Consider the following 24211-nt stretch of genomic DNA (forward strand, 5'->3'; position numbering starts at 1 on the left):
CGATGCATGTCAATAAGAAACCGGACGGTACGGAATCGCCGTACCGTTTGGACTCCACTTTCGTCCCCTTTGGGTGCATTCATCCCCATCAACGGAACGTCAACACTCAGGGAAACGTACCTACGGATCCAGATACTGGACCCACGGGTATCTTTTGGGGATCGTTTTCAGGCAGCGGTGCGGGCATCATCCGGCCAGCATCATAAAGAAACCGTCACGGCGGTTTGATTAGACGCGCCGAAGAGGCCGTCAGGAGGCGTTGTCCGCCACTCCCAGTGCACGGGCGCCCCTGCCGGGCTCCAGATCGAGCATGGTGAGCACCGAGGGGACGACGACGCTCGGCAGCAGGTGGTGGTAGAGCGCGGAGGCCCAGCGCTCCATCGAGGAGCGGTGCCCTTCCAGCGCGTGCGTCATCAGGTTGAGCCCCGCGTAGGAGCCGACGACGAGCGGGGCGATCTCCTCGGGGTCGGCGTGCGGCAGCAGTTCGCCGGCCTTCTTCGCCTCGGTGAGCAACCGCAGGTTGATCTCGGTCCACTCCCGGTACGGGCCGCTCCGGTTGAGCTCGTGGCCACCCTGGTCCAGGGTGAGCCGGACCGAGCCGCTGAGCACCCGGTCGCAGGTCAGCCGGTGCGCGAAGACCATGCCGACGTCGACGAACTCCTGCACCTTGGAGATCTGCGGCGGCGCCGCGGGCACCACCGACACCTGCGCGTCGATCACCGCGTGAGCGAGGTCTTCCTTGGAGTCGAAGTGGAAGTAGAGCGCGCCCTTGGTCACGCGGGCGAGCTGGAGGATGTCGGAGAGCTTGGCCGCTTCGTAGCCCCGCTCGTCGAAGACGGCCGCCGCCGCCTCCAGGATCGCCTGACGGGTACGGATCGCCCGATCCTGCTTCGCCATGGGGGTCACCGTCCCTCTCCTCGCCCGAACCGGCATCCCGCCGGCCCGAGAAAACAAACCTGGGGGTACCGATTTTCCGGCAGCGAGAACATACCCGAAGCCTTGTTCGCAGTGAACCCGGCCATCTCACGTGCTGGACGAAAATGGCCCTGACCTGCACAGATGCAAAAGGCAACGAGATACACAACGTCAGGTCTCCCCGACTCCCCCACCCTCCGGCCCCCCTGACGGCCCCTCACCGTCACGCAGGGCGACGAGAAAACAGACCTGGAGGTCCGTGAAAAGCGGTTTCCGGACCCTCGTCCCGTCGCGCGCTCAGCCTTCGAGGACGGCGGCGGCGGTCAGGAGCCCGAAGGCGGCGAGGACGAGGAGCGTGCGGACCCGGTGGAAGGCGTTCCAACGCCGCTCGAACGCCGCCCGCACCGCGCCGGCGGGCTCCCCGGCCGGCTCGGAGGCGGCGAGCGCGGTGTTGAGCGGGATGTTCCCGGCGACGGTGACGAGGTGGTTGGCGACGGCGGCCACGAGCCCGGCGACCACCAGCCACGTCCGCACACCGGTCCGCCCGTCCACGGGCACGGCCAGGGCGGCGGCGGGGAAGGCGACGGCCCCGAGGAAGACGAGCAGGAACACCGGCCTCGGCACGTACTCGTTGATCCGCCGCATGGCCCGCACGAACTCCTCGTCGGAGAGCCGGGCCAGGGCGGGCATCACCCCGGTCTGGAAGATCAGCATGAAACCGGCGTAGAGCCCGGTGCAGACGACGGCGAGGGCGATCAACAGGGCGGCCATGCACCCATGATGACCGACCAACCCGCCAACGCCCCCGGCCCACACCGGAATTCAACCGGCGCACGAATCCCCCCGCCGCGCATGTGACGCGCGAGCCGACGGAGAGGAGCGGACGGAGGTGTGGCGCATGGCCCTCAATGCGGCATCGGCGGCGGGGGCACACCGCAGTGGCAGGGACTCGCCACCTTTGTCAACAGGGGTTGTCACCGTACGCAGTCGCGTGCGTACATGGAGTGGCACACCGGACGGGCGGGGGTGGTGAGCAGTGCAAGAGACTGCGGGCTCCGTGATGCTGGCCCGCTCGGCCATGGGCCGGGCAGGGCCGGAGCTTCAGCGCCCTCCCGCGCGCCCGGTCCGGGGCACCCGGCGGATCAGCGCGGCCCTGGCGGGGCTGGCGGCCTCGGCCCGGCACGAGTTACTGACCTTCGACGACCCGGCCGCCTCGGCGTCGCGCGCGATCCCCGAGCCGTTCCTGGAGCTGGCGGGGGCGTGCATGCGGGCGGCGGCGGAGCGGGCCGGCGAGGTCCGCCGCATCGTCCCCCGGCACGCCCTCCCCCAGCTCGCGGGCACCCTCACGGTCCCGGGCCGGGCACGGGTGGCGGAGGCGATCCCGTTCAAGATGATCGTCGTCGACCGCACGGTCGCGGCCGTCCCCCTGGACCTGGAGCTCCACTACAACGGCCTGCTCCTGATCCGCGACCCGGTCGTGGTCGCCGCCCTGGTCCGGGCCCACCACATCGTCTGGGACACCGGCCAGGAGCTGGTCGGCCTGACCCCGCCGACCCGCGACCTCCCGCCCCAGCTCCGCCCCGTCCTCGAAGCCCTCCTCTCGGGCCTCACCGACGAGGCCGCCGCCACCCGCCTCGGCATGTCCCCCCGCACGTACAGCCGCCGCGTCGGCGACCTGATGGCGGCCCTGGGCACGACGAGCCGCTTCCGCGCGGGGGCGGAAGCGGCTCGTCGGGGGTGGGTGTAAGGGCTAGAGTCCTAGCTGCCAGTGGCTATATATACGCAGAGAAACACGAAGCCGCTGACACCCATAACCACTCGCAGGAGATTGAGAGCGGGCTTCCTTGCGCGCTCACGCATTTCGACAATGATCGCGGCGCATACGAGCCCAACCATCACACCAAAGGCCATGAAGGCCATGTTGGACACCCTCACCCACCCAACTTCCTTGTGTAGGGGTAGCCGGCACTAGCGCCAAGAGGCAGCCGGACACCCACCGGACTATCACATGTAGTGCTCGTAGAACTTGTCTTCTTTCGCCTGCCGTTCCTGCTCAACGAGGCGCGCCTGTCGCTCGACTTCAGCACCTTCTCGCGCAGCGGCTCTCTTGGCAACAACGCTCTGGATCACGCCTCTAATCATCTGCCCCTGGACCAACCCGGCGGCCGCGCCCTTGTATCCCTGGCCGACATAGCCAAGCGCCTGATCCGCGTCCGTTGAACCCGGATTCTTGTACTGCCAGGCCCCGACACCGACTGCCGCGCCCGCAATCGCCACACAGGCAGTCGCACCAAAAACTGATGCGATTGCAATTCCACATCCGATCCCAGCGGCAACTCCGACCAAGAACGTCTGATTGTCCTTGACCCATTCCTTCGAGGAGTCATAGACGTTACTGGCGGTGTCCTTCATCCAACCGAAGAACCCTCGCTCCCGCTCATGGCGTGCGGCATCCTCTGCCGCGCGGCGGTCAGCCGCACGCTTCTCCGCAGCCTTCCGCTGGGCCTCCACCTTCTTCTGGTCGTAGTGGTAGACCCGGTAGTTCGACGGATTCGCCCGGTAGTTCTTGTACTTCGCCTTCGACGCCTTGTCCTTCTTCGGACTGATGTCGAAGTCGCCCTTGCCGTAGTCGTAGTGGATCGACATACCGCGGTCGTCCGCCCAGCGTTCGTCGTTGTACGACGCGCCGCCGGCCGGGCCGTCGGGGCGGAGGCCCGTCGGGTCGGACTTGGTGATCGGGGAGTTGTGGGCGTAGCTGTAGGCGTTCATCTGGGCCGGGTCCTGGGGGTCCATGACCGGGTCGACCGAGAGGAACTTGCCCAGTGTGGCGTCGTATTCGCGGGCGCCGACGGTCGTCAGGCCCGTCTGCGGGTTGATCGTGCCGCCGACGAAGCCCTTCTCGCCCGGCCAGGTCGCGACCGCCGGGCCGCGGCTGTTGCCGTAGGGGTCCTGGCGGCGGCGGGTGAACGCGCCCGTGACGGCGGCGATGGCCACCAGGCCGGTGCCCTGCTGGTCGGCGCCCAGGAAGTACAGGGCACCGCTGTCCTGGCGCACGGCGACGGACTGGCCAGCGAAACTGTAGTAGCGGGTCGCCTCGACGGCGGTGCCGCCGGCCGGCAGCTTCAGCTCCATGTTGGGGAGATAGACCGTGGTGCCCCCGGCATCCGTCCGGATGACGCGGTTGCCCTCGGCGTCGTACACGTTCGAGGTGACCTTGTCGTCAGCCTCCGTGGTCGTCGCCAGCTTGCCCTCGGAGTCCCACTCCAGCTTCTGCGTGTCCGTGCCGAGGGTCCGGCTGTCGGTGTTGCCGCTCGCGTCGTAGTGGTACGTCGACGTGCGGTCGCCGGCCGCCGAGGTCTCGTCGACCTTGGTGACGGCGTGCGGACCGGCGCCGTTCTCGCCGTAGGTGAAGGTCCGGGTGACGTCCTTCGACGCGTCGAGACCGATGTCGTGGGTGACGTCCCGCGTCCGGTTGCCGATGGAGTCCGTGGTGTAGGACTTCCAGTAGGCGGCCGGGCCGCCCAGCGGGCTGGTGCCGGGAGCCGAGGCGCAGGCCGCCGGCGACGTGCCGTCCTGCGTGCTGTCGACGGTGCCGGAACCGGCCGCCGCCTCGGGGGTGGCCGCCGGGGTCCACGCCTCGGAGAGGCGCTTGCCGGTGTCGTAGGCGAAGCACTGCACGTCCGGGGTCGCGTCCGCGTCGTCGGCGATGGACAGGACGTTCCCGGACTGGTCGTAGGAGTACGACGACTTCCTCGCGGGACCGGTGATGCCCTCGACGTCCACGGTCGAGGTGAGCAGCCGGTCGGTGCCCTTCTCGTAGTCGAAGGACTGCTGCACCTGGCGCCCGCTGCCCGCGGCCATGATCAGGCCGCGGAGCTGGCCGGTGTCGCTGTAGAGGGTGTCCTTGACGTAGGTCGACGCCGAGCCCTTCATGGTGTCGGGGCGCTGCACGTCGTCGTAGGTGTAGGAGAAGGTCTCGACGGGCAGCTTGCCCGCCGCCGGCATGCCGGAGCTGTTGACGGTGCCGTCGAGCGCGTACCCCGTGGTGAACGAGTACGAGCCCTTGAGCTTGGCGTCCACCCCCGCGGAGACGTAGTAGTCGGTGCGCTGCGGGCGGTAGAGCGCGTCGCGGCTCAGGATGCTGCTGACGAAGGTCTCGACGCCGCCGACGTACCGGATGGACGCCCACGGGTAGCCGCGGAAGCCGGACCGGTCGTACATGGTCTCGGTCAGCTTCGTGCCGGTGACGGCCTCGCCGTCCCACGTCGCGGTCTCACGGCCGAGGGCGTCGTAGCTGGTGGAGATCTTCTTCTTCCGGGCGTCGATCGTCCACTTGGGCCGGTCGAGCTCGTCGTACTCGGTCGTCGTCTCGCCCGCGTCGGGGTCCGACACCGAGGTCTTGCGGCCCAGCTGGTCGTACCCGTAGCGCCAGACGTTGTTCTTGGAGTCGGTGACCGTGTCCAGCTGGCCGCGCTTGTTGTACGTGTACCTGATGCTGTCGTACTGCGTCCCGGGGCCGGCCGGCTCCGGGCTCTCGGTGCGGTAGTGGCGGATCTCGCTGACCCGGCCCTCGGCGTCGTAGATCGTCGTGGTGGGGACTCCGCCGACCGGCGGGTCGACGTGGACCCGGCTGCCGTCGTACACCGTGCTCGTGCGCCACTGCTCGACGCCCGCGATGAGCGAGATCTCCTCGGTGGTGCGGCCGAGGCCGTCGTACTCGTAGGCGGTCTGCGCGCCGACCTGGCCGTTCAGCACGGTCAGGAGCTCGTCGGCGGGGGCGCCGGCCGCGTTGTAGGTGGCGTTGGTCTTCTTCTGCTTGCCGGTGCCGTCGTAGAAGACGTCACTGACGAGGCGCGTGCCGCCGGAGCCCGGGGCCTGGGTCTGCCGCAGGCGCAGCAGGCTGTCGTAGAGCTGGTAGGAGGCCGCGTACGATCCGTCGTTCTTGATCGTCTCGGTCTTCACCACGGACGGCTTGTCGCGGCGGATGTCGTAGGTGTACTTGGTGTTCGGCGTGGAGGTCTTGGCCCGGTTGGGGAGCCACACCGAGGTGAGCCGGCCGAGCGGGTCGTACGCCAGGTCCGTGCGCTTGTTGTTGGCGTCGAGGGAACCGGTCGCCACGCCCCAGGCCGGGGAGTAGTCGGTGGTGGTGACGTGGGTCAGCGCGTTGGTGACCTTGGTCTTGGACAGCAGACCGTTGACGTCCGTGTACTCGGTCTTCGTCTCGTTCTTGAGGGCGTCCGTCACGGACGTCGGACGGCCGAACCCGTCGTAGGCGGTGGCCGTCGTCGGGTCGTAGTCGGGGGTCGTCCCGACGTAGCCCACGAGCCGCTCGTTCAGGGTGATGTCACCGGCGGCGTTGTAGGTCGCCTTGGTGTCGGTGAGCACCTGGGAGGGGCGGTCCGCCGCAGCCGCGGCGGCGCACAGGACGGTGACCGTCTCCTTGCGGGAGACCTGGTCGTAGACGTTCTTGGCCGGCACGTCGGCGTACTCGACGGTCGTGCACTTGTCGTCGTCCGGCGTGGACACGTCGCCGTAGTCGTCCGTGCTCTTCAGGCGGGTGCCCGGGACCGTGTCGTCGTAGTTCGAGACCGACTTGGTGGCGGTCCAGGTGTTGTCGTGCTGGACGTTGTACTCGCGCTTGGCCTTCGGGCGGACCACGGTGGCCCTGGTGGTGCCCCAGGTCCGCTTCTGCGTCGCGGTCTCCACCAGCGACGGCTCGGTGATCGTCTTGGAGACGACCTTGCCGCCGACGGCCCGGTCGTACGCCTGCTTCTCGATCTCGAAGCCGGTGAACTCCTTGGAGCCGGTGTACTCGACGCCCGTGGAGTCCTTCACCTTCTCCGTGCGGGTGGCCGTGCCGGTGCCGGGCAGCTTGTCGCCGTCGAGGCCCTGCAGGTACGTGTAGTCGACACGGGAGGTACGGGACTGGCCGTTGCCGCCGGTGACGCTGACCTTTCCGTAGCCCTGCCACTGGCTCCAGGTCAGGTACTTCGGGTCGTTGATGCCGTTGGGCTCGCCGTAGCGCCAGCCCGCGTCGCCCTGGTAGTCGTAGCGGGTGACGAGGTCTTCGCTCTTGCCCGTGCGGTCGGTGTCGGCGATCTCCTGGACGACGTACTTGTGGAACCAGTCCGTCTTCGGGTTCTCCTCGCCCGGCGGGGTCCAGACGACCGGGTAGCACCGCTTGGTCGAGGAACCGGGCTGGGGGAGGTTGGCGGGCGTGCACTCGCGCGGGGCGTACGTGATGTCGAGCTGCGCGCCGGTCTCGCTCATCACCGTGGTGAGACGGAAGCGGTAGAACGGGTCGGTGTTGTCGGTATCGCTGTCGACCCGGTTCATGAGGGCCTCGCCGCCGAATTCGACGGTCTGCTTGGGGGTGGTGCCCCCGTAGCGGCCCTCGTGGTCGATCTTGGAGAGCCAGAGGGACTTCGTGGCGTCGCCGTTGTCGGTGAACAGGTGCGTCAGCGTCCAGGCGTCCACGTCGTCGTACTCGCCGGCGGTCGCGCTCTTGCTCACCTGGGTGGTGATGCCGACGAGCCGCTTCGTGGTCCAGAAGGTCTGGGAGCTCTGGCTCAGCGTGCACTTGGTGTTGGCCGCGCAGTTGCGGTCGACGGGGGTGTCCGGCCACTTGGCCGAGTTGGCCATGGTGAACTTCGCCGGGGCACAGTCGAAGGACGGGTCGGCGATGCAGCGCTCGGCGGTCGTGAACACCACGCGGGCCGGGGCCTTGGTGGTGTAGACGGCGTTGTCGCGCTGGCCGTAGTCGATGCGCTTGACGTAGCCGGCGCGGTGGTACGCGGTGCCGTTGACGTCCGTCTTGGCGTTCAGCGCGTAGTAGTTGGTCTCGGGCGTGTAGTAGTACGCCCGGACGTCGCCGTGCCGGTCCTTGACGTAGTCGAGGTTCCAGCGCCATGCCTGCTTGCAGTAGGCGCTGGCGAACGTCGCGTTGTAGCAGGGCTCGCCCGCGTCGTCACCGAAGACGGGAGCGGTCCAGGTGGAGCCGGTCTCCTCCTTGCCCGCGCTCCAGCCCGGGAGCCGGTTGAGGCCGAAGTAGTACTCCGTGCCGTCCGTGGTGGTGATCTTCCAGTGCTCGCCGTCGTTGTCGCCGTTGCCGGTGACGTACGCGGCGTTGGTGAGCTGCTCGATCTTGGCGCCGTTGTCCGAGGCGAAGCGCCACTTGCCGTCCGCGTCGCCCTTGATGAGCGTGGAGGACTGCCCGTTGAGCATCACGGTGGCGTTGTCGAAGGCCCAGCACTGCTCGGTCGAACCGGTGTGACCGTCCTCCGCACAGGGCTTGTAGGAGCGCTCGATGTAGTCCGGCTCGTAGCTGAAGCCCTCACCGATCCAGGAGCCCTGGTTGTTGGTGGCGCCGGTGCGGCCGTCGGCCGACTGGGACGAGTAGCCCAGCTCGATCTGGGGCGCGATGTCACCGGGGGTCGGCACCGTCCGCAGGGGGTAGTTCCAGGAGAAGCCGCCCGAGGAGTTGGACACCGACCAGCTCGCGGAGGGAGCGAGCGGGGTGGCGCCGTAGTCGCCCTTCGCCGAGGACGGCGAGGACGTCAGCGCGTAGACGACAGCCGGGGCCTTCGCGGCGGTCGCGGTGACGTCGGAGCTGACCGTGCGTGCCGACGGGTCGTTGACGGACGCGAGGGTCTTGGGGACGGCCGCGCAGTCCTTGCCGCCGGGCGCCTTCGTGACGGCACAGCCCGGCAGCTCGACCAGGGTGAGGCGCTCGCCGTAGGCGCCGCCGGCGCCGTCGGCGAAGGCCGAGTAGTCCAGCGCGACGTGCACCGGGGACGCCGTGGTGCCGGCGTCGGCGCGCTCGACGGTGAAGAGCGCGGCACCGCCCCAGCGGGCCGCCTGCTCCCGTCCGACCGAGCTGATCTTCACCTTGGCCGGGCCGGCGGCGGCCGTACGGCCCTTCGCGTGGGCGGGTGCGACCGTGACGGGCAGGCCGCCGACCCGGGTCTTCGCGGCGGCCGGGGCGCCGGCCGCCTTCGCCGTGCGCGCGGCGGGGGCCGCGGCGGCGGGCAGGGCGACCTCGGTGCTGCCGGCGGCCGGCCAGGTCACCTTGCCCAGGCCGCGGACGGCGGCCTTGGTGGCGGCGTCCGCGGGCCGGGGCTTGGCCTTGCCCGCGTCCTTGCCGGTGACGGGGTCGGGGTTCTTCGAGAACCCGGGGAGGCCGGGAGGTGCGGGGTCGAGCGGGGTCACCGCTTGGGCGTTGCCTCCGGATACGGCCAGGGTCAGCACGATGGCCGCGCCGGCCAGCACGCTCCGGGGCATGCGCGCGTGCAGCAGTCTGCCGCGTCTAGGCATGACGGAACTCCGATGCAGAGTCGAAGAGAGAAGGGATGTCACGCGGGGCCGCCGTGTGGAAGCCCCGCGAAACGGGCGGCCCGTACCTGCGTACGAGCCGCCCGATCGGTCTGATGGGGCTAGATGTTCGGGTCGCCGATGAGGGCGCTCGCCTGCCTGATGGCCTCGGGGCTGAGCGCGCCGTCGTACACCCGGACCTCGTCCACGGCTCCGGAGAGGTACTCCCCCGCCTTGGCCGAGCGGCCCACCTGGAGACCGCCGGTGGAGGCCCAGCCGCCCGCTTCCTGGACGGCCACGGTCACCGGGTTCCCGGCGTCCACGTACAGGCGGATCTCGCGGACCACGGCGTCGTAGACGAGCGCCAGGTGGTTGCCGCCACCGTCCGCCAGGGGCGGTACGTCGAGATCGACCGCCTCGGTCTTCTTGGTGTCCGCGCCCGTCGTGTCGCTGCCCGTGAGGACGGCCTTCCAGTGCTTGGTGCCGCCGTCGTAGCGGAGCGCGAGCCGGTCGGCGTTCTGCCCCGGGAGGGACAGGACGGTCTGGGACGTGGTCGACTCGACGTTCGACAGCTGGACCCGCGCGGCCACCGTGAAGCTCTTGTCACCGCCCACGACGGGGGTGGCGGTGGCCGCCCAGTCGCCGGTGCCGTCGAGCGTCATGAATCCGTTGTCGGCCAGTGCGGGGTCGTTCCATGCGGCCCTCAGGAAGACCTTCGCGTCACCGTTGAGGGTCAGCGGTCCGCCCTTCCCGTCGACCGTGCCCACGGCGCCGCCGACCGGCGCGGTCTCGAACTGCCAGTAGGCCTTGCGCACCGGGCCGACGGTCTGGAACTGGGCGATCTCGTCCGTGGTCACCGGCCGGTTGTAGACGCGGACCTGGGACATGTCGCCGTTGAAGTTCGCCTGGTACGCGCCCTTGTGGAGCGCCCGGCCGATCTGGAAGGCGCCTGTCGCCGCCCAGGAGGTGGTGCGCGCCGCCGTGGCCGTGCCGGTGGGCGTGGCCGGGTCGCCGTCGTCGACGTAGAGACGCAGTCGCGGGCCGCCCGCGGCCTTGGCGTCGATCACGCCGGTCAGGTGGACCCACGTACCGGCCGCGTCGGCACCCACGGGCACGCGCGCGGCGTAGCTGGTGGTCTTGTCGCCGTCCGCGTCCGGGGTGGCGAAGCTCCAGGACCGGGTGGCGGCGTCGTAGCCGAGCTCGAAGCCGGCCTCGTCCGTTCCGTCCTGGCTGACGACGGTCATGTCGGCGGTCAGGTCCGAGGGCTTCACCCACGCGCTGACGGAAAGGCTGGACCGCGTGTCGACGATCGTCTTGGCGGCGCCGTCGGGAGCCTCGTCGGGAAGGGAGACGTACGCCTCCGCCGTCCCGTCGAAGTGTGCGACCGGGTCCACCGCACCACCACGTCCCGCGTTGCCGAAGGTGACCCCGTCGCGGGGCACCATCGGCTGGTCGCCGACCCCGTTGACCTTCGTGCTGCCGGCGATTTCAGCGAGGTCCCACTGGGCGACCCGGCCGGTCGCGATCAGGAAGGTGTAGTTCGCCTCGGCGCTGTGGTGTCCGGCCGCGTCGTACGCGTCGACCGAGAGGTAGTAGCGACCCGACCGGGTGGGGGTCCACTTGACCTGCGCCGTCTTGCCTCCGGTCGTGGAGACCGGCGGGTAGGTCACGCCGTCGATGGAGTACCGGTAGCCGATCACGTCGGTGTCGGTGTCCGAGGCGGTGAAGCTGAACGTGTCCTCGATGCCGATGCCGTCGTGCCAGTCGGCCGAGTTCTCGTAGCGGTCGGCCGTCACCGTGGGCTTCGAGGGAACGGAGGCGTCACGACGCAGGTAGCAGCGCCCCACTCCGTTCGCCGAGCTCCACGGTCCGTCCGCCTCGCCGTCGTTGGCGCGGGCCTGCCACGAGATCGTCGTGTTCTCGGGGATGCCAGGCATCCAGGTGCCGGTGAGCGGGACCATGCCGTCGGCGCCGTACACGAACGTGAGGTCCGCGACGTTGTTGGTGTGCTCGTTGTTCAGGTAGAAGCTGTGGTTGCTCTCGCGCCAGACGCCGATGGTGTCCGACCTGTTGCGGTCCCAGTCTCCGACGACGGGCTGGTCGCCGGCGCTGCCGTAGCGGACCGCGTACGTGTTGCCACCCGCGCTGTTGAAGTCGCGCATGTAGAACGTGAGGTTCGTCGGGTAGTACATGCCGATGGTGTCGACGCCGTCGCCGTTCCAGTCGCCCACGAGCGGGGTCATGTCGTCGGCCCCGTACACGAACGCGATGTCCGTGACGTTGTTGCTCGTCTCGTTGTTGAGGTAGAAGATGTGGCTGCTCGGCCGCCACACCCCGACCGTGTCCCGGCCGTCGCCGTTCCAGTCGCCCACGACCGGGATGTCGCCGGCGCTTCCGTAGGTGATCCGGATCGGGTTCTTGAACGACTTGTCGTCCCACAGCTCGAACGTGCGCGTCACCGGGTCGTAGGCGCCCAGGGTGTCGATGCCGTCGTTGTTCCAGTCGCCGACGAGGATCTTGCGCCCCTTGGCGTCGAACGGGATCTCGGCCGTGTTGGGGCCCGCGTCCGGGGTGGTGCGCTGGTAGATCATCGGCGACGGCGTCGCCTTCGGGTAGTACATGCCGATGCCGGTCTTGGCGGTCGGCGACGTCACGCGGTGGGTGAAGAGAGTGCCGGGGTTGGGAGACCTGGACCCGGTGGTGAACAGATAGCTCTGTTCCACGTTCTTGTCGTCCTGGTAGAAGACCTGGTACTGCATCTTCACCGGGTCGTTGGAGGCGGCCGTGTGGTCGGGGTCGCGGGCCTCGGCGCGCAGCATCGGCAGTTCGTCCACGAGGGGCGCCTTGGCCGGGTCGGTCACGCACTGGCCGCCGGGGTCGGAGCTCATGGTGGACTTCGCGACCTGCAGGGGCGGCGTGTTGTAGGTGATGGACAGGTAGGCGTTGCCGCAGATGCGCTTCCAGCCCGCGTACGCCGACTCGTCCTTGGCCCTGAGGCCGAGGGACATGGTGTTCCAGCCGCCGGTCGCGGCGGCCTTCGTGTCCGTCAGGAGCTCGCCGTTGCTGAAGTGCAGGTTGGCCTGGCTCGTGCAGCTGGTCGGCGCGATCGCCCGGTCCACCGTCAACAGGTGGTTGGACCAGCTGCCCGAGGTGTTGGACCAGTTGCTGCCCGACGTGACGGCGTAGTCCTTGCCGCCGAGCCGGTACAGGTCGATCGGCTCGGCCTTGTTGTCGTTCCAGTAGTTCTTCGCGAGACGCGCGGAGAACGTACTGCTCAGGATCGTCTTGCCCTTGTAGAAGCCCATCGGGAAGCTGAAGAGCGCGCGCCGGACGCCGATGCCCGAGCAGGAGGCCGGGGTCTGGTCGGAAGGACACCGCCCCACGCCCGCGTCGTTCGCGAACTTCCAGTCCTGGCGGTCCGGCATGCCCGACATGACCGAGGACCAGGCACTCGTGTTCGAGGTGCGCGGCGTCGGGTCGATGACCACCGGATACGTGGTGCCCTGGCCGCGCAGCAGCTTCAGATCGGGCTTGAGGCTCAGCTTGCCATCGGCCACGTCGATGTCGACCGGCGCCTTGCGGCCCCCGTCGGCCGCGTCGAACGCCGACTCCGTGGCGGTGGCGGTCCTGGCGGAGCGGGCCCCGGGAGCGAGCGCCCGGGTCGAGGCGGCGGGCGTGCCGGACGAGTCCCACATGGAGGCGCCGCCGGCCTCGAAGACCGTGCCGCCGACGGCGGAGTCGACGATCTTGAGGGCGCCGCCGGGCGCCTCGGTGGCGGTCAGGCCCTTGGTGGAGAGGCCGAGTTCGAGCGAGTCCAGCCGCGGATTGGCGGCGGCCTCCGCCGTCTTGACCACGAAGTAGTGCGAGAAGCCCTCGATGCCCGCGCGGACCGCCAGGTCGACGCCGGGGAGGACCTCGGCGTAACGGGCGGTGCTGCCTTCGATCGTGGGCTTCGGGAGGGTTCCGTCGGGCCAGGTCAGGGCGTACTCCCGCCCGACCCGGCTCATCCGGGCGAAGGGGCCTCGCCCGCCATCGGAGAACTCCAGTTCGACCGTGGACGCCTTGGGCGCCCACGCGCCGTCGCTCCGCCGGGCGAGCGTGTCGTCCACCGGCACCCAGTCGTCCCCTCGCCGGGTCCGCACGGGCTCCGTGTACTCGCGGGCCGTGAAGGACCCGTCCTCGTTGGCGAACACGTCACGGCGCTCGCCCCGGAGATTGACGGCCTCGACAGGCTGTCCGCTCTCCTTGGCGGCGGCCTTCGCCAGCTCTTCGCTGGGCGCCTCGCCCGACTCCGCGGCAGTGGCCACCGCACTGTCCGGGACTACGGCGTCCACACCTTGAGCGGCGGCCGGCATCACGGCCGTACCCCCCGCCAACACCGCCGTCAGCGTCGTGACGACGGCTCCATACGTCGTTCTGGAACGACGTCCAGCCCACCCCATCGGGTCCCCACCCTTCACTGAAGCGCAAAGTTTGCGCAATCAGATCGGGACGCTACCTCCGGGGCGCGCTTTTGACTCCAGGGATTTAGTTTCCATGTACACCGGAATGGATCGTTCCAGACATTCCATCCTGGTGATTCATCTCACAATCACCCCTGACGTGGAACTTTCCCTCCCCCGAAGTCTCCGGGTGCGCATTCCTGAAATACCGCTCCACCAGTCGGCGAAATTGACGCGGGCACACCAATTCCCGTCTCTCGCCCTTTCAGCCGAGCCAAAAGGAGCTCGGGGCCATTCGCAGGCGCCAAGTCGCCTACGACACAACGTCCTTCCGCGCGAAGCCCCGGAAAGCCAGGGCGAAGAGGATCAGGGCGTACGTCAGGGAGATCGCCGTGCCCTTGGCCATGCCGGACCACTCCAGTTGCGGCTGGAGCGCGTCCGCCCAGGCGAACTGCCAGTGGGCCGGGAGGAAGGCGCGCCAGTCGCCGAGGGCGGTGACCGCGTCCAGGACGTTGCCGATGATGGTCAGGCCGACCGCGCCGCCGACCGCGCCCAGCGGGGCGTCGGTGCGGGTGGAGAGCCAGAAGGCGAGGGCCGCCGTCACCAGTTGGGAGACGTAGACGAAGGCCGTCGCCAGGGCGAGGCGGACGAGGGCGTCTCCCGCCGGGAGGGCGCCGCCGGTCGGGAGCTTCAGCGGGCCCCAGCCGTACGCCACCGTGCCCGCCGCCAGCGCCACCAGCGGGAGCAGGACCATGGCCGCCGCGCTGAAGGCCAGGGCGACCGCCAGCTTCGACCAGAGCAGCCGGGCGCGCGGGACGGGGGCCGCCAGCAGGTAGCGCAGGGAGGACCAGCCGGCCTCCGAGGCGACCGTGTCGCCGCAGAACAGGGCGACCGGGATGACCAGCAGGAAGCCCGCCGAGACGAACAGGCAGGTCGCCGCGAAGTTGGCGCCCGAGGCCGTCGCCGTGTCCATCAGGGTGATCCGGCTGTTCTCCGAGCCGTCCGGCCCGCCGCCGATCGCGAACGCCGCGATCAGCACGAAGGGCAGGGCGGCCAGGATCAGGCCCATCACCAGCGTGCGGCGGCGCTTGAGCTGCCGCAGCGCCTCCACGCGGAACGGCAGGGTGCGGCCCGGCGCGTAGCCGGGGGCGGCGGCCGGGGCCGGGGCGGCGGCGGTCATGCGGTCTCTCCGATCAGGGTCAGGAACGCGTCCTCCAGGCGCCGGTGCGGCCCCACGCCCGTCACCGGCACCTCCAGGCGGACGAGTTCGGCGATCAGCGCGGTGGGCGTGGCGTACGCCGTGTCGGCCAGCCGCACGAGCAGGCCGGCCCCGGTCCGTACCGCGCCCAGCTTCTCCACCACCTCGTCCGGGACCGGTCCGCCCAGGGTGACGAGGAGGGTGTCGTCGGCGCCGGTGATCTCCTCGACCGGGCCCGCCTGCACCAGGGCGCCCCGGTCCATCACCACGAGGTGGGTGCAGGACTGTTCGACCTCGGCGAGCAGATGGCTGGAGACGATCACGGTCCGGCCGCCGGCCGCGTACCGGATCATCACCTCCCGCATCTCGCGGATCTGCGGCGGGTCGAGGCCGTTCGTCGGCTCGTCCAGGATCAGCAGGTCGGGCAGGCCCAGCATGGCCTGCGCGATGGCGAGCCGCTGCCGCATCCCCTGCGAGTAGGTGCGCACGGCCCGTTCGAGGGCGCCGCCCAGATTGGCGATGCGCAGCGCCTCGTCGAGGTGCGCGTCCTCGGCGGGGCGGCCGGTGGAGCGCCAGTACAGCTCCAGGTTCTCGCGGCCCGACAGGTGCGGCAGGAAGCCCGCGCCCTCCACGAACGCGCCGACCCGGGAGAGCACCGGCGCGCCCGGCCGGATCGCCTGGCCGAAGACCCGGATCTCGCCCTCGTCCGGGGTGATCAGGCCCATCAGCATCCGCAGGGTCGTCGTCTTGCCGGCGCCGTTGGGGCCCAGCAGGCCCAGGACCTGGCCCTGTTCGACGCGGAAGGACAGCTCGCGGACGCTGTACCGGTCGCCGCCCTGGTACTTCTTGGACAGGCCGGTGATCTGGAGCGGGACCTCCGCGAGCGCCGGGTCGGGCGCGGGCGGCGCGGTCCTGCGGCGGGCGGTCAGCAGCAGCGCGGCGGCGATGACGGCACCGGCGAGCGGCAGCCCCCACACCCACCAGGGCAGCCCCGCCGCCTGCGTCGTCACACCGGGCGCGGTCGGCACGGTCAGGGCGCCCTCGACGCCGACGGTGTACGTGGCGGGGGCGGCCGGCGAGGCGTAGCCGAGGTCCGTCGCGGCGAGCACCAGGCGCAGCCGGTGACCGGCCGCGACCTCGTGGTCGACGGCGGGCAGGGTCAGGTCCACGGTGCGCCCGCGCCCGGCGTCGGTGACCCGGACCGGGGTGACGAGCTGTGCGGGCAGCACCTGCTGCCGCCCGTCCGGCCCCACGTCGTACACCTTGGCGAAGAGGACGGCCGAGCCGTCGGGGGCGCTGGACGTCACACGGACCTTGACGGTCGGCGATCCGGTGATCCGCAGCGCGGCCGTCTGCGGCCTGGCGTCGAAGGCGGCGAACTGGCCGGGGAAGTCCACGGACAGGCCCACGCCGAGCGAGGAGAGCTGGGCGAGTCCGCCGCCGAGCCCGGGGACGGCGGAGACGGCGGGCGGGTTGGCGCCGGCCGGGTTGGCGAAGGTGCGGGGCGGGCCGGAGAGGGCGACGGAGACGGGCCCCGCCGCGAGTCCCGGGTACGTGTCGGCCGTCGCGCCGCGCAGGGTGGCGCGCCCGTCGGTGGAGTCGACGCCGCCGGTGCGGCTGACCCGGAAGGCGGGGCCGGTCGGGGCGGTGGCGTCCCGCTTGAGGTAGCGGTCGAACCAGGCCGAGATCCGGCCCTCGACGCGGGCGGTCTCCCGGTCGCCGCCGTCGTGCCCGCCGGCCGTCCAGTCCACGGCGACCGGGGCGCCGTTGGCGGCGATGGTGCGGGCCATGGCGTCGGACTGGCCGAGGGTGAAGAGGGAGTCCGACCGGCCCTGGACGATCAGCGCGGGCACCTTGATGCGGGCGCCGACGGCGGACGGGCTGCGCGCCTCCAGGAGGCGGCGGGCCTCGGCGTCGGGCTTCCCGGCGACGGCGACGCGCTCGTACAGGGCGCACACCTCGGGGCTGAAGCGCCCGCAGCCGGCGGGGCCGGTGCCGGGTGCGGCTCCGGGGCGGGTGGCCGCTCCTGTGCCGGAGCCGGTGCCCGCCCCCGTGCCCGCGTCTCCGCCCCCGTCCGTGCCCGCCGTGCCTGTGCCGCGCCCGGCGCCGGCGCTCTGGGGCGAGCCCGTGCCCGCCGAGAAGAAGATCCCGGCCCACAGCTTCTTGAACACGTCGTTCGGGAACAGGGCGTCGGCCAGGTTCCAGTACGTGATCTGCGGGGCGACGGCGTCCACACGCGGGTCGTGTCCGGCGGCGAGCAGCGCGACCGCGCCGCCGTAGGAGGCGCCGGTGATGCCGACGCGCGGGTCGCCGGGCTTGTCCAGCAGGACCTCGGGCCGTCCGGCGAGCCAGTCGACGAGCCCGCTGACGTCCTTCACCTCGCGCTCCGGGTCGTTGAGGCCGATCTGCCCCGTGGAGGCGCCGAAGCCTCGGGCGGACCAGGTCAGCACCGCGTAGCCGTCCCGGGCCAGCCCCTCCGCCTGGGCGCGGACGTCGTCCTTGGAGCCGCCGAAGCCGTGCCCGAGCAGGACGGCGGGGCGTCTGCCGGGGCCGCCGGCGGTGAAGTACGAGGTGTCGATCCGCACCCCGTCGAGGGCGAGCATCCGGTCCGCGCGGTGCACGGGCGGCGGGTCGTCGGAGGCGACGGCGGTCCAGGTGCCGGCGCCGCCCGCGAGCACGGCGAGGACGGCGGCGAGCGCCGCCCACCTCGGCGGACCTGCTCGTCGGGGCCCTCTCCGGGGAAGTCGCAGTTGCATGGCCCCGAGCCTAGGCGGCCGGGGCGGGCGGCTCGGCCGCCCCCGGGGGGAGCCGGGCGGCCTCCTCAGGTCGTAGACGGCACGGTCCGCGTACCGCGATCGCGGTACGCGGGAGACGGCGGGGACGGCCGGCGGCCGGCCCGAGCGGACGGCGGCGGGCCGCGCCGGGGCGCCGCGCGGGGACGACCGAAAAACGCGCCTCCACCGCGTCCGAACCCCACTCTTGTGCCGTCCATGCCAACACGAGACGGTGGAACCACCTTCTCCGCACCGCACCTCCGCACCACACGCGTACCCGTACTTGCCCGTGCCCCGTCCGGACAACGAAAGGTTCAGGTGCCCACCCCCATGAAGCGGATATCCCGCCGCATCGGCGCCCTCGTCCCCGTCATCGCCCTCGCCGCCGGCCTCCAGTTCGCCGGCTCCCCCGCCGCGCAGGGCGCGCCCGCTGGCGACCTGCGGCTCGCGCCCGCCGCCACCGCCGTCGAGAACGGCTGGATCGTCGTCCTCAAGGACGGCTCGACCCGCGCCGCCGACCTGGGCGTCTCGCCCCGCTACGAGTACCGCTCCGCGCTCAAGGGCTTCGCCGCCTCGATGTCCCGGGCGAAGGCCGCCGCCCTCGCGGCCGACCCCCGGGTCGCGTACGTCGAGCAGGACGCGACCGTCCGGATCGCCGGCACCCAGCCCGGCGCGACCTGGGGGCTCGACCGGATCGACCAGCGGGACCTGCCGCTGTCGACGACGTACACGTACGACACCACGGCCTCGAACGTCACCGCGTACATCATCGACACCGGCATCCGCACCTCGCACGCCGAGTTCGGCGGCCGGGCCTCGGTCGGCACCGACACCGTCGGCGGCGGCCAGAACGGCCAGGACTGTCAGGGCCACGGCACGCACGTGGCGGGCACGGTCGGCGGCGCCACCTACGGCGTGGCCAAGGCGGCCAAGCTGGTGGCCGTGCGGGTGCTGGACTGCAACGGCTCCGGCACCAACGCCGGGGTGATCGCCGGTGTCGACTGGGTGACGGCGAACGCGGTGAAGCCGGCCGTCGCCAACATGAGCCTCGGCGGGAGCGCGAACACCTCGCTCGACAACGCCGTGAAGCGCTCGATCGCCTCGGGCGTCACGTACGCCGTCGCCGCCGGCAACGGCAACTTCCTCGGGATGCCCGCGAACGCCTGCAACTACTCCCCGGCGCGGGTCCCCGAGGCGATCACGGTCGGCGCGACGGACTCCGCCGACAAGCGGGCCTCCTTCTCCAACTACGGGACCTGCGCGGACCTGTTCGCCCCGGGCGTCTCGGTGACCTCCGCCTGGAAGGACAGCGACACGGCCACCAACACGATCTCCGGCACCTCGATGGCCTCCCCGCACACCGCGGGCGTCGCCGCCCTCTACCTCGCCGCCAACCCCGCGGCCACCCCGGCGCAGGTCTCCGCCGCGCTGGTGGCCAACGCGACCAACGGCAAGGTCCAGGACCCGAAGGCGGGCTCCCCGAACAAGCTCCTGTACTCGCGCTGGTGACACCGACCGGCGGTGACACCGACCGGTGGTGACTAGCGGGTGAGCTGCCCGAGGAGCCCGTCCCCCGAGGGGTACGGCCGCTCCTCGGGCAGCAGCCGCTCCGCCGCCGCCGGGTCCCCGCCGCGCACCAGGGCGTGGATCTCGCGGGCGAGCGGGGTGACGTCGCGGATGCCGACCGTCCACTCGTCCGCGTACCGGCGCGACGCCTCCCCGGCGAGGCCCAGTTGGAGGGAGCGGTACGGGAGCGGGCCGAGCCGCAGGTCCCGATCCGGGTCCCACTGGACCCGGGCCGGGGCGCGCCTCAACTCCCGCTGCCAGGAGGCCCGGTCGGGGTGGAGTCCGCGCACGTAGTGCGAGAGGCAGGCGTGGCGCAGCGCCCACTCGAAGCCCTCGCGGGTGATCTCGACCGCGAGGACGGTCTCCTGACCTTCCTTCAGGCCCCAGCCGCAGCGGTACATCATCCACAGGAACGAGGGCTTGATCCAGGTCATCCGCTCGCGCTTCCAGGCGGCGGGGAACCGCCCGTCACGGGCGGCGGGCAGGCCGAGCTCCGGGCGGTACGCCTGGTAGACGGTCACCGTGGTGTCGGTGTGGAGCGCGCGGATCTGGTGTTCCGGCGGCTCGGGGAGTACTCCGTGCGCGCCGTGCGGGGGAACGGACATGGCCCCCAGAGTGCGTCGGGACGCACCCCGGGGGCCACTCGTTTTACCCCGGGTCAGTGGTTACGCGGGAAGCCCAGGTCGACGCCCGAGGGGCCCTCGGACGGGTCCGGCCAGCGGGTCGTGACGACCTTGCCGCGGGTGTAGAAGTGGATGCCGTCGTTGCCGTAGATGTGGTGGTCGCCGAAGAGCGAGTCCTTCCAGCCACCGAAGGAGTGGTAGCCCACCGGCACCGGGATCGGCACGTTGACGCCGACCATGCCGGCCTCGACCTCCAGCTGGAAGCGGCGGGCGGCGCCGCCGTCGCGGGTGAAGATCGCGGTGCCGTTGCCGAACGGCGAGGCGTTGATGAGGGCCAGGCCCTCCTCGTAGGTGTCGGCGCGCAGCACGCACAGGACCGGGCCGAAGATCTCGTCCTGGTAGGCCTTGGCGGTGGTGGGCACGTGGTCCAGGAGGGACAGGCCGATCCAGTGGCCGTCCTCGAAGCCCTCGACGGTGTAGCCGGTGCCGTCCAGGACGACCTGGCAGCCCTCGGCCGCCGCGCCGTGCACGTAGGAGGCGACCTTGTCGCGGTGGACGGCCGTGATGAGCGGGCCCATCTCGGAGGCCGGGTCGTTGCCGGGGCCGATCTTGATCTTCTCGGCGCGCTCGCGGATCTTCTCGACGAGCTCGTCGCCGATCGCGCCGACGGCGACGACGGCGGAGATCGCCATGCAGCGCTCGCCGGCCGAGCCGTAGGCGGCGGAGACGGCCGCGTCGGCGGCGGCGTCGAGGTCGGCGTCGGGCAGCACCAGCATGTGGTTCTTGGCGCCGCCGAGCGCCTGCACGCGCTTGCCGTTGGCGGCGGCGGTGGTGTGGATGTGGCGGGCGATCGGGGTCGAGCCGACGAAGGAGATCGCGGCGACGTCCGGGTGCTCCAGGAGGCGGTCCACGGCGACCTTGTCACCGTGCAGCACGTTGAAGACGCCGTCCGGCAGACCGGCCTCGGCCAGCAGCTCGGCGATCTTCATGGAGGCCGAGGGGTCCTTCTCGCTCGGCTTGAGCACGAAGGTGTTGCCGCAGGCGATGGCGAGCGGGAACATCCACATCGGCACCATGGCCGGGAAGTTGAACGGGGTGATGCCGGCCACCACGCCGACGGCCTGGCGGATCGAGGAGACGTCCACGCGGTTGGACACCTGGGTGGACAGCTCGCCCTTGAGCTGGGTGGTGATGCCGCAGGCCAGGTCGACGATCTCCAGGCCCCGGGCGACCTCGCCGAGGGCGTCGGAGTGCACCTTGCCGTGCTCGGCGACGATCGCCTCGGCGATCGCGTCGCGGTTGGCGTCCAGCAGGGCGCGGAAGCGGAAGAGGATCGTGGTGCGCTGCGCGAGCGAGGAGGTGCCCCAGGTCGCGAAGGCGTCCTTGGCGGCGGCGACGGCGGCGTCGACCTCCTCCACGGAGGCGAGCGCGACGCGCGTGGTCACGGCGCCGGTGGCCGGGTCGGTGACCGGGCCCCAGTTGCCCGACGTGCCCTCGACGCTCTTGCCACCGATCCAGTGGTTGACGGTCTTCGTCATGACGGAATGCTCCTTCTGGCTGTTACAGGTGGCGGCGTCGGGCGGTGACGTGCCGGTCGTACTCCTCGCGGGCCTTGGCCGCCGACGGGCGGGTCGACGTCTCGGCCACGGGCACATCCCACCACGCCTGGGCGGGGGGCGGGCCCGACACACTGTCTGCCGTTTCGGTCTCGACGTAGACACATGTGGGAACCGTCGCCTGCCGGGCGTCCGCGAGGGCTTCTCGCAGGTCACGCAGGGTGTGGGCGCGCAGCACCCGCATCCCTAGGGAGGCCGCGTTGGCCGCCAGGTCGACGGGGAGCGGCGGTCCGGTGAACCCGCCGTCGGGGTCCCGCAGCCGGTAGTCGGTGCCGAATCGCTCGGCGCCGACGGCCTCGGACAGGCCGCCGATCGAGGCGTAGCCGTGGTTCTGGAGGATGACCAGCTTGATCGGCAGGCCCTCCTGGACGGCGGTGACGATCTCGGTGGGATTCATCAGATACGTACCGTCGCCGACGAGCGCCCAGACGGGCCGGCCGGGTGCGGCGAGGGCGACGCCGAGGGCGGCGGGGATCTCGTAGCCCATGCAGGAGTAGCCGTATTCGACGTGGTACTGGTCGGTGGAGCGGGCCCGCCACAGCTTGTGGAGGTCGCCGGGGAGCGAGCCCGCGGCGTTGATCAGGATGTCGTCCCCGGTGACCAGAGTGTCGAGTGCGCCGAGGACCTGCGCCTGGGTGGGGCGGGCGTCCTCGCTCTCCGGGGTGTACGCGGCGTCGGTGCGGGTCCGCCAGTCGCGCTGGGCGGCGGCCCAGCGGGCGGGGTCGCCGGGCGGCCGGCCGGCATGTGCCCGGGTGAGCGCCTCGGTGAGTGCGGTGAGGCCCTCGCGGGCGTCGGCGACCAGCGGCAGGGCGGCCTGCTTGTGGGCGTCGAAGCCGGTGACGTTGAGGTTGAGGAAGCGGGCGGCGGGGTGGAAGAGGGTGCCGGAGGCGGTGGTGAAGTCGGTGTGCCGGGTGCCGACGCCGATCACCAGGTCGGCGGTGCGGGCGAGCTCGGCGGCGGTGGCGGTGCCGGTGTGGCCGATGCCGCCGACGTCGCAGGGGTGGTCGTACGGGAGGACGCCCTTGCCGGCCTGGGTGGTGGCGACGGGGATGCCGGCCCGCTCGGCGAAGGTGCGCAGGGCGTCCTCGGCGGCGCTGTACTTCACCCCGCCGCCGGCCACGACCAGCGGCCGCTCGGCGTCGGCGACGGCCCGGACGGCGGCGTCGAGTTCGGCCCGGTCGGGGCGGGGGCGGCGGACGGTCCAGGTGCGTTCGGCGAGGAACTCCTCGGGCCAGTCGTACGCCTCGGCCTGCACGTCCTGGGGCAGGGCGAGGGTGACGGCGCCGGTCTCCGCGGGGTCGGTGAGGACCCGTACGGCGGCGAGGGCGGCCGGGATCAGCGCCTCGGGGCGGGTGATCCGGTCGAAGTACCGGGACACCGGCCGCAGGCAGTCGTTGACGGACAGCTCGCCCGCCCAGGGCACTTCGAGCTGCTGGAGGACGGGGTCGGCGGGGCGGGTGGCGAACGTGTCTCCGGGGAGGAGCAGCACGGGCAGCCGGTTGACGGTGGCGAGGGCGGCGCCGGTGACGAGGTTGGTGGCGCCGGGGCCGATGGAGGTGGTGACGGCGTGCACCCGGAGCCTGCGGGACTGCCGGGCGTAGCCGACGGCGGCGTGCACCATGGCCTGTTCGTTGCGCCCCTGGTGGTACGGCATGAGCCCGGGGTACTCCACGAGCGCCTGGCCGATCCCGGCGACGTTGCCGTGCCCGAAGATGCCCCAGGTGGCGGTGACGAGCCGCTGCCGCACGCCGTCGCGCTCGGTGTGCTGGGCGGCGAGGAAGCGCACCAGGGCCTGGGCGACGGTGAGCCGGACGCTCATGCGTATCCCTCCGTGTGGTCGGGGTGGAAGCAGATCTTCCATTCCCGTTCGGGGCCGGGGCCCGCCATGACGTTGAGGTAGTAGAGCGGGTGGCCGGGCTGGGCGACGGACGGGCCGTGCCAGCCGTCGGGCACGAGGACGGCGTCGCCGGAGCGGACCTCGGCGAGGAGCTCGGCGCCGCCGGGCCGGGAGGGGCTGATCCGCTGGTAGCCATAGGCGCGGGCGGGCGCGCCCGGGGGCCGGCCAGGGGCTTCGGCCACCTCGTAGTAGTAGATCTCCTCCAGCACGGACTCCTCGCCGGGGCGGTGCTCGTCGTGCTTGTGGGGCGGGTAGGAGGACCAGTTGCCGCCGGGGGTGAGGACCTCGACGGCGATCAGCCGGTCGCAGTCGAAGACCCCGGCGGCGGCGAAGTTGCGCACCTCGCGGGCGCGGTTGCCGCTGCCGCGGGTCTCGATGGGAACCTCCGGCGCGGGGCCGTAGCGAGCGGGGAGTCGTCGCTCGCACTTCGCTCCTGCCAAAGCGAAGCGGCCTCCCGCGCCGGAGGCGATCTGGACGTGGGCGTCCCTGGGCACATAGGCGAAGTCCGAGACCCCGTCGAACACACTGGCGCGGCCTACGAGTTCGAGGATTTCCCCGTCGACGCGCACCGTACCGCCACCGGCGAGCGGAAGCACCACCCATTCACTGCCACCTGTCTCGAACCGGTGGGTCCCGCCGGGCGGAACGTCCAGGATCCGCAGCGCGCCGTACGTCCAGCCGGCCCGCTCGGGGTCGATGTCGACGGCGTAGGGGCCCCGGGCGGCGGTCCCGGCGGGCAGGTGGAGGGACCCCGGGGTGGGAGGGCCAGGGGGGCCAGGGGGGCCAGGGGAGGTGGATGGGGCGGGTGGAGCGGGTGAGGCGGAAGGAGCGGAAGAAGCGGAAGGAATGGACGAGCCGGCTGGGCCGGCT

The 24211-nt window shown here is 71.4% G+C and carries 12 protein-coding genes; 2 read left to right on the forward strand and 10 right to left on the reverse strand.

Translation table 11 applies throughout. The features are described 5' to 3' along the window. Positions 1-249 precede the first annotated feature (249 nt). Positions 250-897: a ScbR family autoregulator-binding transcription factor gene (locus ACZ6J5_RS06170; protein WP_469388135.1), complete on the reverse strand. Its 648-nt coding sequence runs from the start codon at positions 895-897 to the stop codon at positions 250-252. A 315-nt stretch (positions 898-1212) separates the two neighbouring features. Then, positions 1213-1686, reverse strand: coding sequence for an anthrone oxygenase family protein (locus ACZ6J5_RS06175; RefSeq protein ID WP_469388137.1), 474 nt, complete (start codon positions 1684-1686; stop codon positions 1213-1215). Between the two features lie 265 nt (positions 1687-1951). Here ACZ6J5_RS06175 and ACZ6J5_RS06180 point away from each other — a divergent pair, with 265 nt between their 5' ends. After that, a complete protein-coding gene (locus tag ACZ6J5_RS06180; RefSeq protein ID WP_469388140.1) occupies positions 1952-2662 on the forward strand; it encodes a helix-turn-helix transcriptional regulator in 711 nt (236 codons plus the stop codon). A 257-nt stretch (positions 2663-2919) separates the two neighbouring features. Here ACZ6J5_RS06180 and ACZ6J5_RS06185 read toward each other — a convergent pair whose 3' ends face one another. From ACZ6J5_RS06185 to ACZ6J5_RS06200, 4 genes are all read right to left on the reverse strand, one after another. After that, positions 2920-9195, reverse strand: a complete 6276-nt coding sequence (locus ACZ6J5_RS06185; protein WP_469388142.1) for an RHS repeat domain-containing protein — start codon at positions 9193-9195, stop codon at positions 2920-2922. A gap of 152 nt (positions 9196-9347) precedes the next feature. Next, positions 9348-13532, reverse strand: a complete 4185-nt coding sequence (locus ACZ6J5_RS06190; RefSeq protein WP_469388144.1) for a LamG-like jellyroll fold domain-containing protein — start codon at positions 13530-13532, stop codon at positions 9348-9350. A 448-nt stretch (positions 13533-13980) separates the two neighbouring features. Next, positions 13981-14847 carry an ABC transporter permease gene (locus ACZ6J5_RS06195; RefSeq protein ID WP_469388146.1) on the reverse strand — a complete coding sequence of 289 codons (867 nt, stop codon included), beginning with the start codon at positions 14845-14847 and terminating at the stop codon, positions 13981-13983. Next, entirely contained in the window at positions 14844-17621 is a 2778-nt protein-coding gene (locus tag ACZ6J5_RS06200; protein ID WP_469388148.1) for an alpha/beta fold hydrolase, read from the reverse strand. Before ACZ6J5_RS06200 ends, ACZ6J5_RS06195 begins: the two co-directional genes overlap by 4 nt. A 348-nt stretch (positions 17622-17969) precedes the next feature. Between ACZ6J5_RS06200 and ACZ6J5_RS06205 the strand changes: the two genes are divergently transcribed. Beyond that, positions 17970-19148 (forward strand): S8 family peptidase, encoded by a 1179-nt coding sequence (locus ACZ6J5_RS06205; protein WP_469388151.1) that lies wholly within the window; start codon positions 17970-17972, stop codon positions 19146-19148. A 32-nt stretch (positions 19149-19180) separates the two neighbouring features. Here ACZ6J5_RS06205 and ACZ6J5_RS06210 read toward each other — a convergent pair whose 3' ends face one another. From ACZ6J5_RS06210 to iolB, 4 genes are read right to left on the reverse strand one after another with little or no spacing between them, the layout of a single operon-like run. Then, positions 19181-19810: a DUF4291 domain-containing protein gene (locus ACZ6J5_RS06210; RefSeq protein WP_469388153.1), complete on the reverse strand. Its 630-nt coding sequence runs from the start codon at positions 19808-19810 to the stop codon at positions 19181-19183. Positions 19811-19863: 53 nt separating this feature from the next. Continuing rightward, complete coding sequence (gene mmsA, locus ACZ6J5_RS06215) at positions 19864-21366, reverse strand: CoA-acylating methylmalonate-semialdehyde dehydrogenase (RefSeq protein ID WP_469388155.1); 1503 nt, start codon at positions 21364-21366, stop codon at positions 19864-19866. 22 nt (positions 21367-21388) lie between these two features. Beyond that, positions 21389-23263: a 3D-(3,5/4)-trihydroxycyclohexane-1,2-dione acylhydrolase (decyclizing) gene (gene iolD / locus ACZ6J5_RS06220; RefSeq protein WP_469388157.1), complete on the reverse strand. Its 1875-nt coding sequence runs from the start codon at positions 23261-23263 to the stop codon at positions 21389-21391. Next, the gene (gene iolB / locus ACZ6J5_RS06225; protein ID WP_469388661.1) at positions 23260-24081 is read right to left on the reverse strand and encodes a 5-deoxy-glucuronate isomerase; all 822 of its coding nucleotides are present in this window, start codon (positions 24079-24081) and stop codon (positions 23260-23262) included. Before iolB ends, iolD begins: the two co-directional genes overlap by 4 nt. Between the last annotated feature and the right edge of the window lie 130 nt (positions 24082-24211).

Source organism: Streptomyces sp. NPDC042100, from assembly GCF_055582325.1.

What these genes read in the sequence shown, in the direction of transcription:
- ACZ6J5_RS06185 (WP_469388142.1), bottom strand. Translation starts at nt 9,195, where the DNA reads ATGCCCCGGAGCGTGCTGGCCGGCGCGGCCATCGTGCTGACCCTGGCC.
- ACZ6J5_RS06175 (WP_469388137.1), bottom strand. Translation starts at nt 1,686, where the DNA reads ATGGCCGCCCTGTTGATCGCCCTCGCCGTCGTCTGCACCGGGCTCTAC.
- mmsA (WP_469388155.1), bottom strand. Translation starts at nt 21,366, where the DNA reads ATGACGAAGACCGTCAACCACTGGATCGGTGGCAAGAGCGTCGAGGGC.
- iolD (WP_469388157.1), bottom strand. Translation starts at nt 23,263, where the DNA reads ATGAGCGTCCGGCTCACCGTCGCCCAGGCCCTGGTGCGCTTCCTCGCC.
- ACZ6J5_RS06205 (WP_469388151.1), top strand. Translation starts at nt 17,970, where the DNA reads ATGAAGCGGATATCCCGCCGCATCGGCGCCCTCGTCCCCGTCATCGCC.
- ACZ6J5_RS06170 (WP_469388135.1), bottom strand. Translation starts at nt 897, where the DNA reads ATGGCGAAGCAGGATCGGGCGATCCGTACCCGTCAGGCGATCCTGGAG.
- ACZ6J5_RS06195 (WP_469388146.1), bottom strand. Translation starts at nt 14,847, where the DNA reads ATGACCGCCGCCGCCCCGGCCCCGGCCGCCGCCCCCGGCTACGCGCCG.
- ACZ6J5_RS06200 (WP_469388148.1), bottom strand. Translation starts at nt 17,621, where the DNA reads ATGCAACTGCGACTTCCCCGGAGAGGGCCCCGACGAGCAGGTCCGCCG.
- ACZ6J5_RS06210 (WP_469388153.1), bottom strand. Translation starts at nt 19,810, where the DNA reads ATGTCCGTTCCCCCGCACGGCGCGCACGGAGTACTCCCCGAGCCGCCG.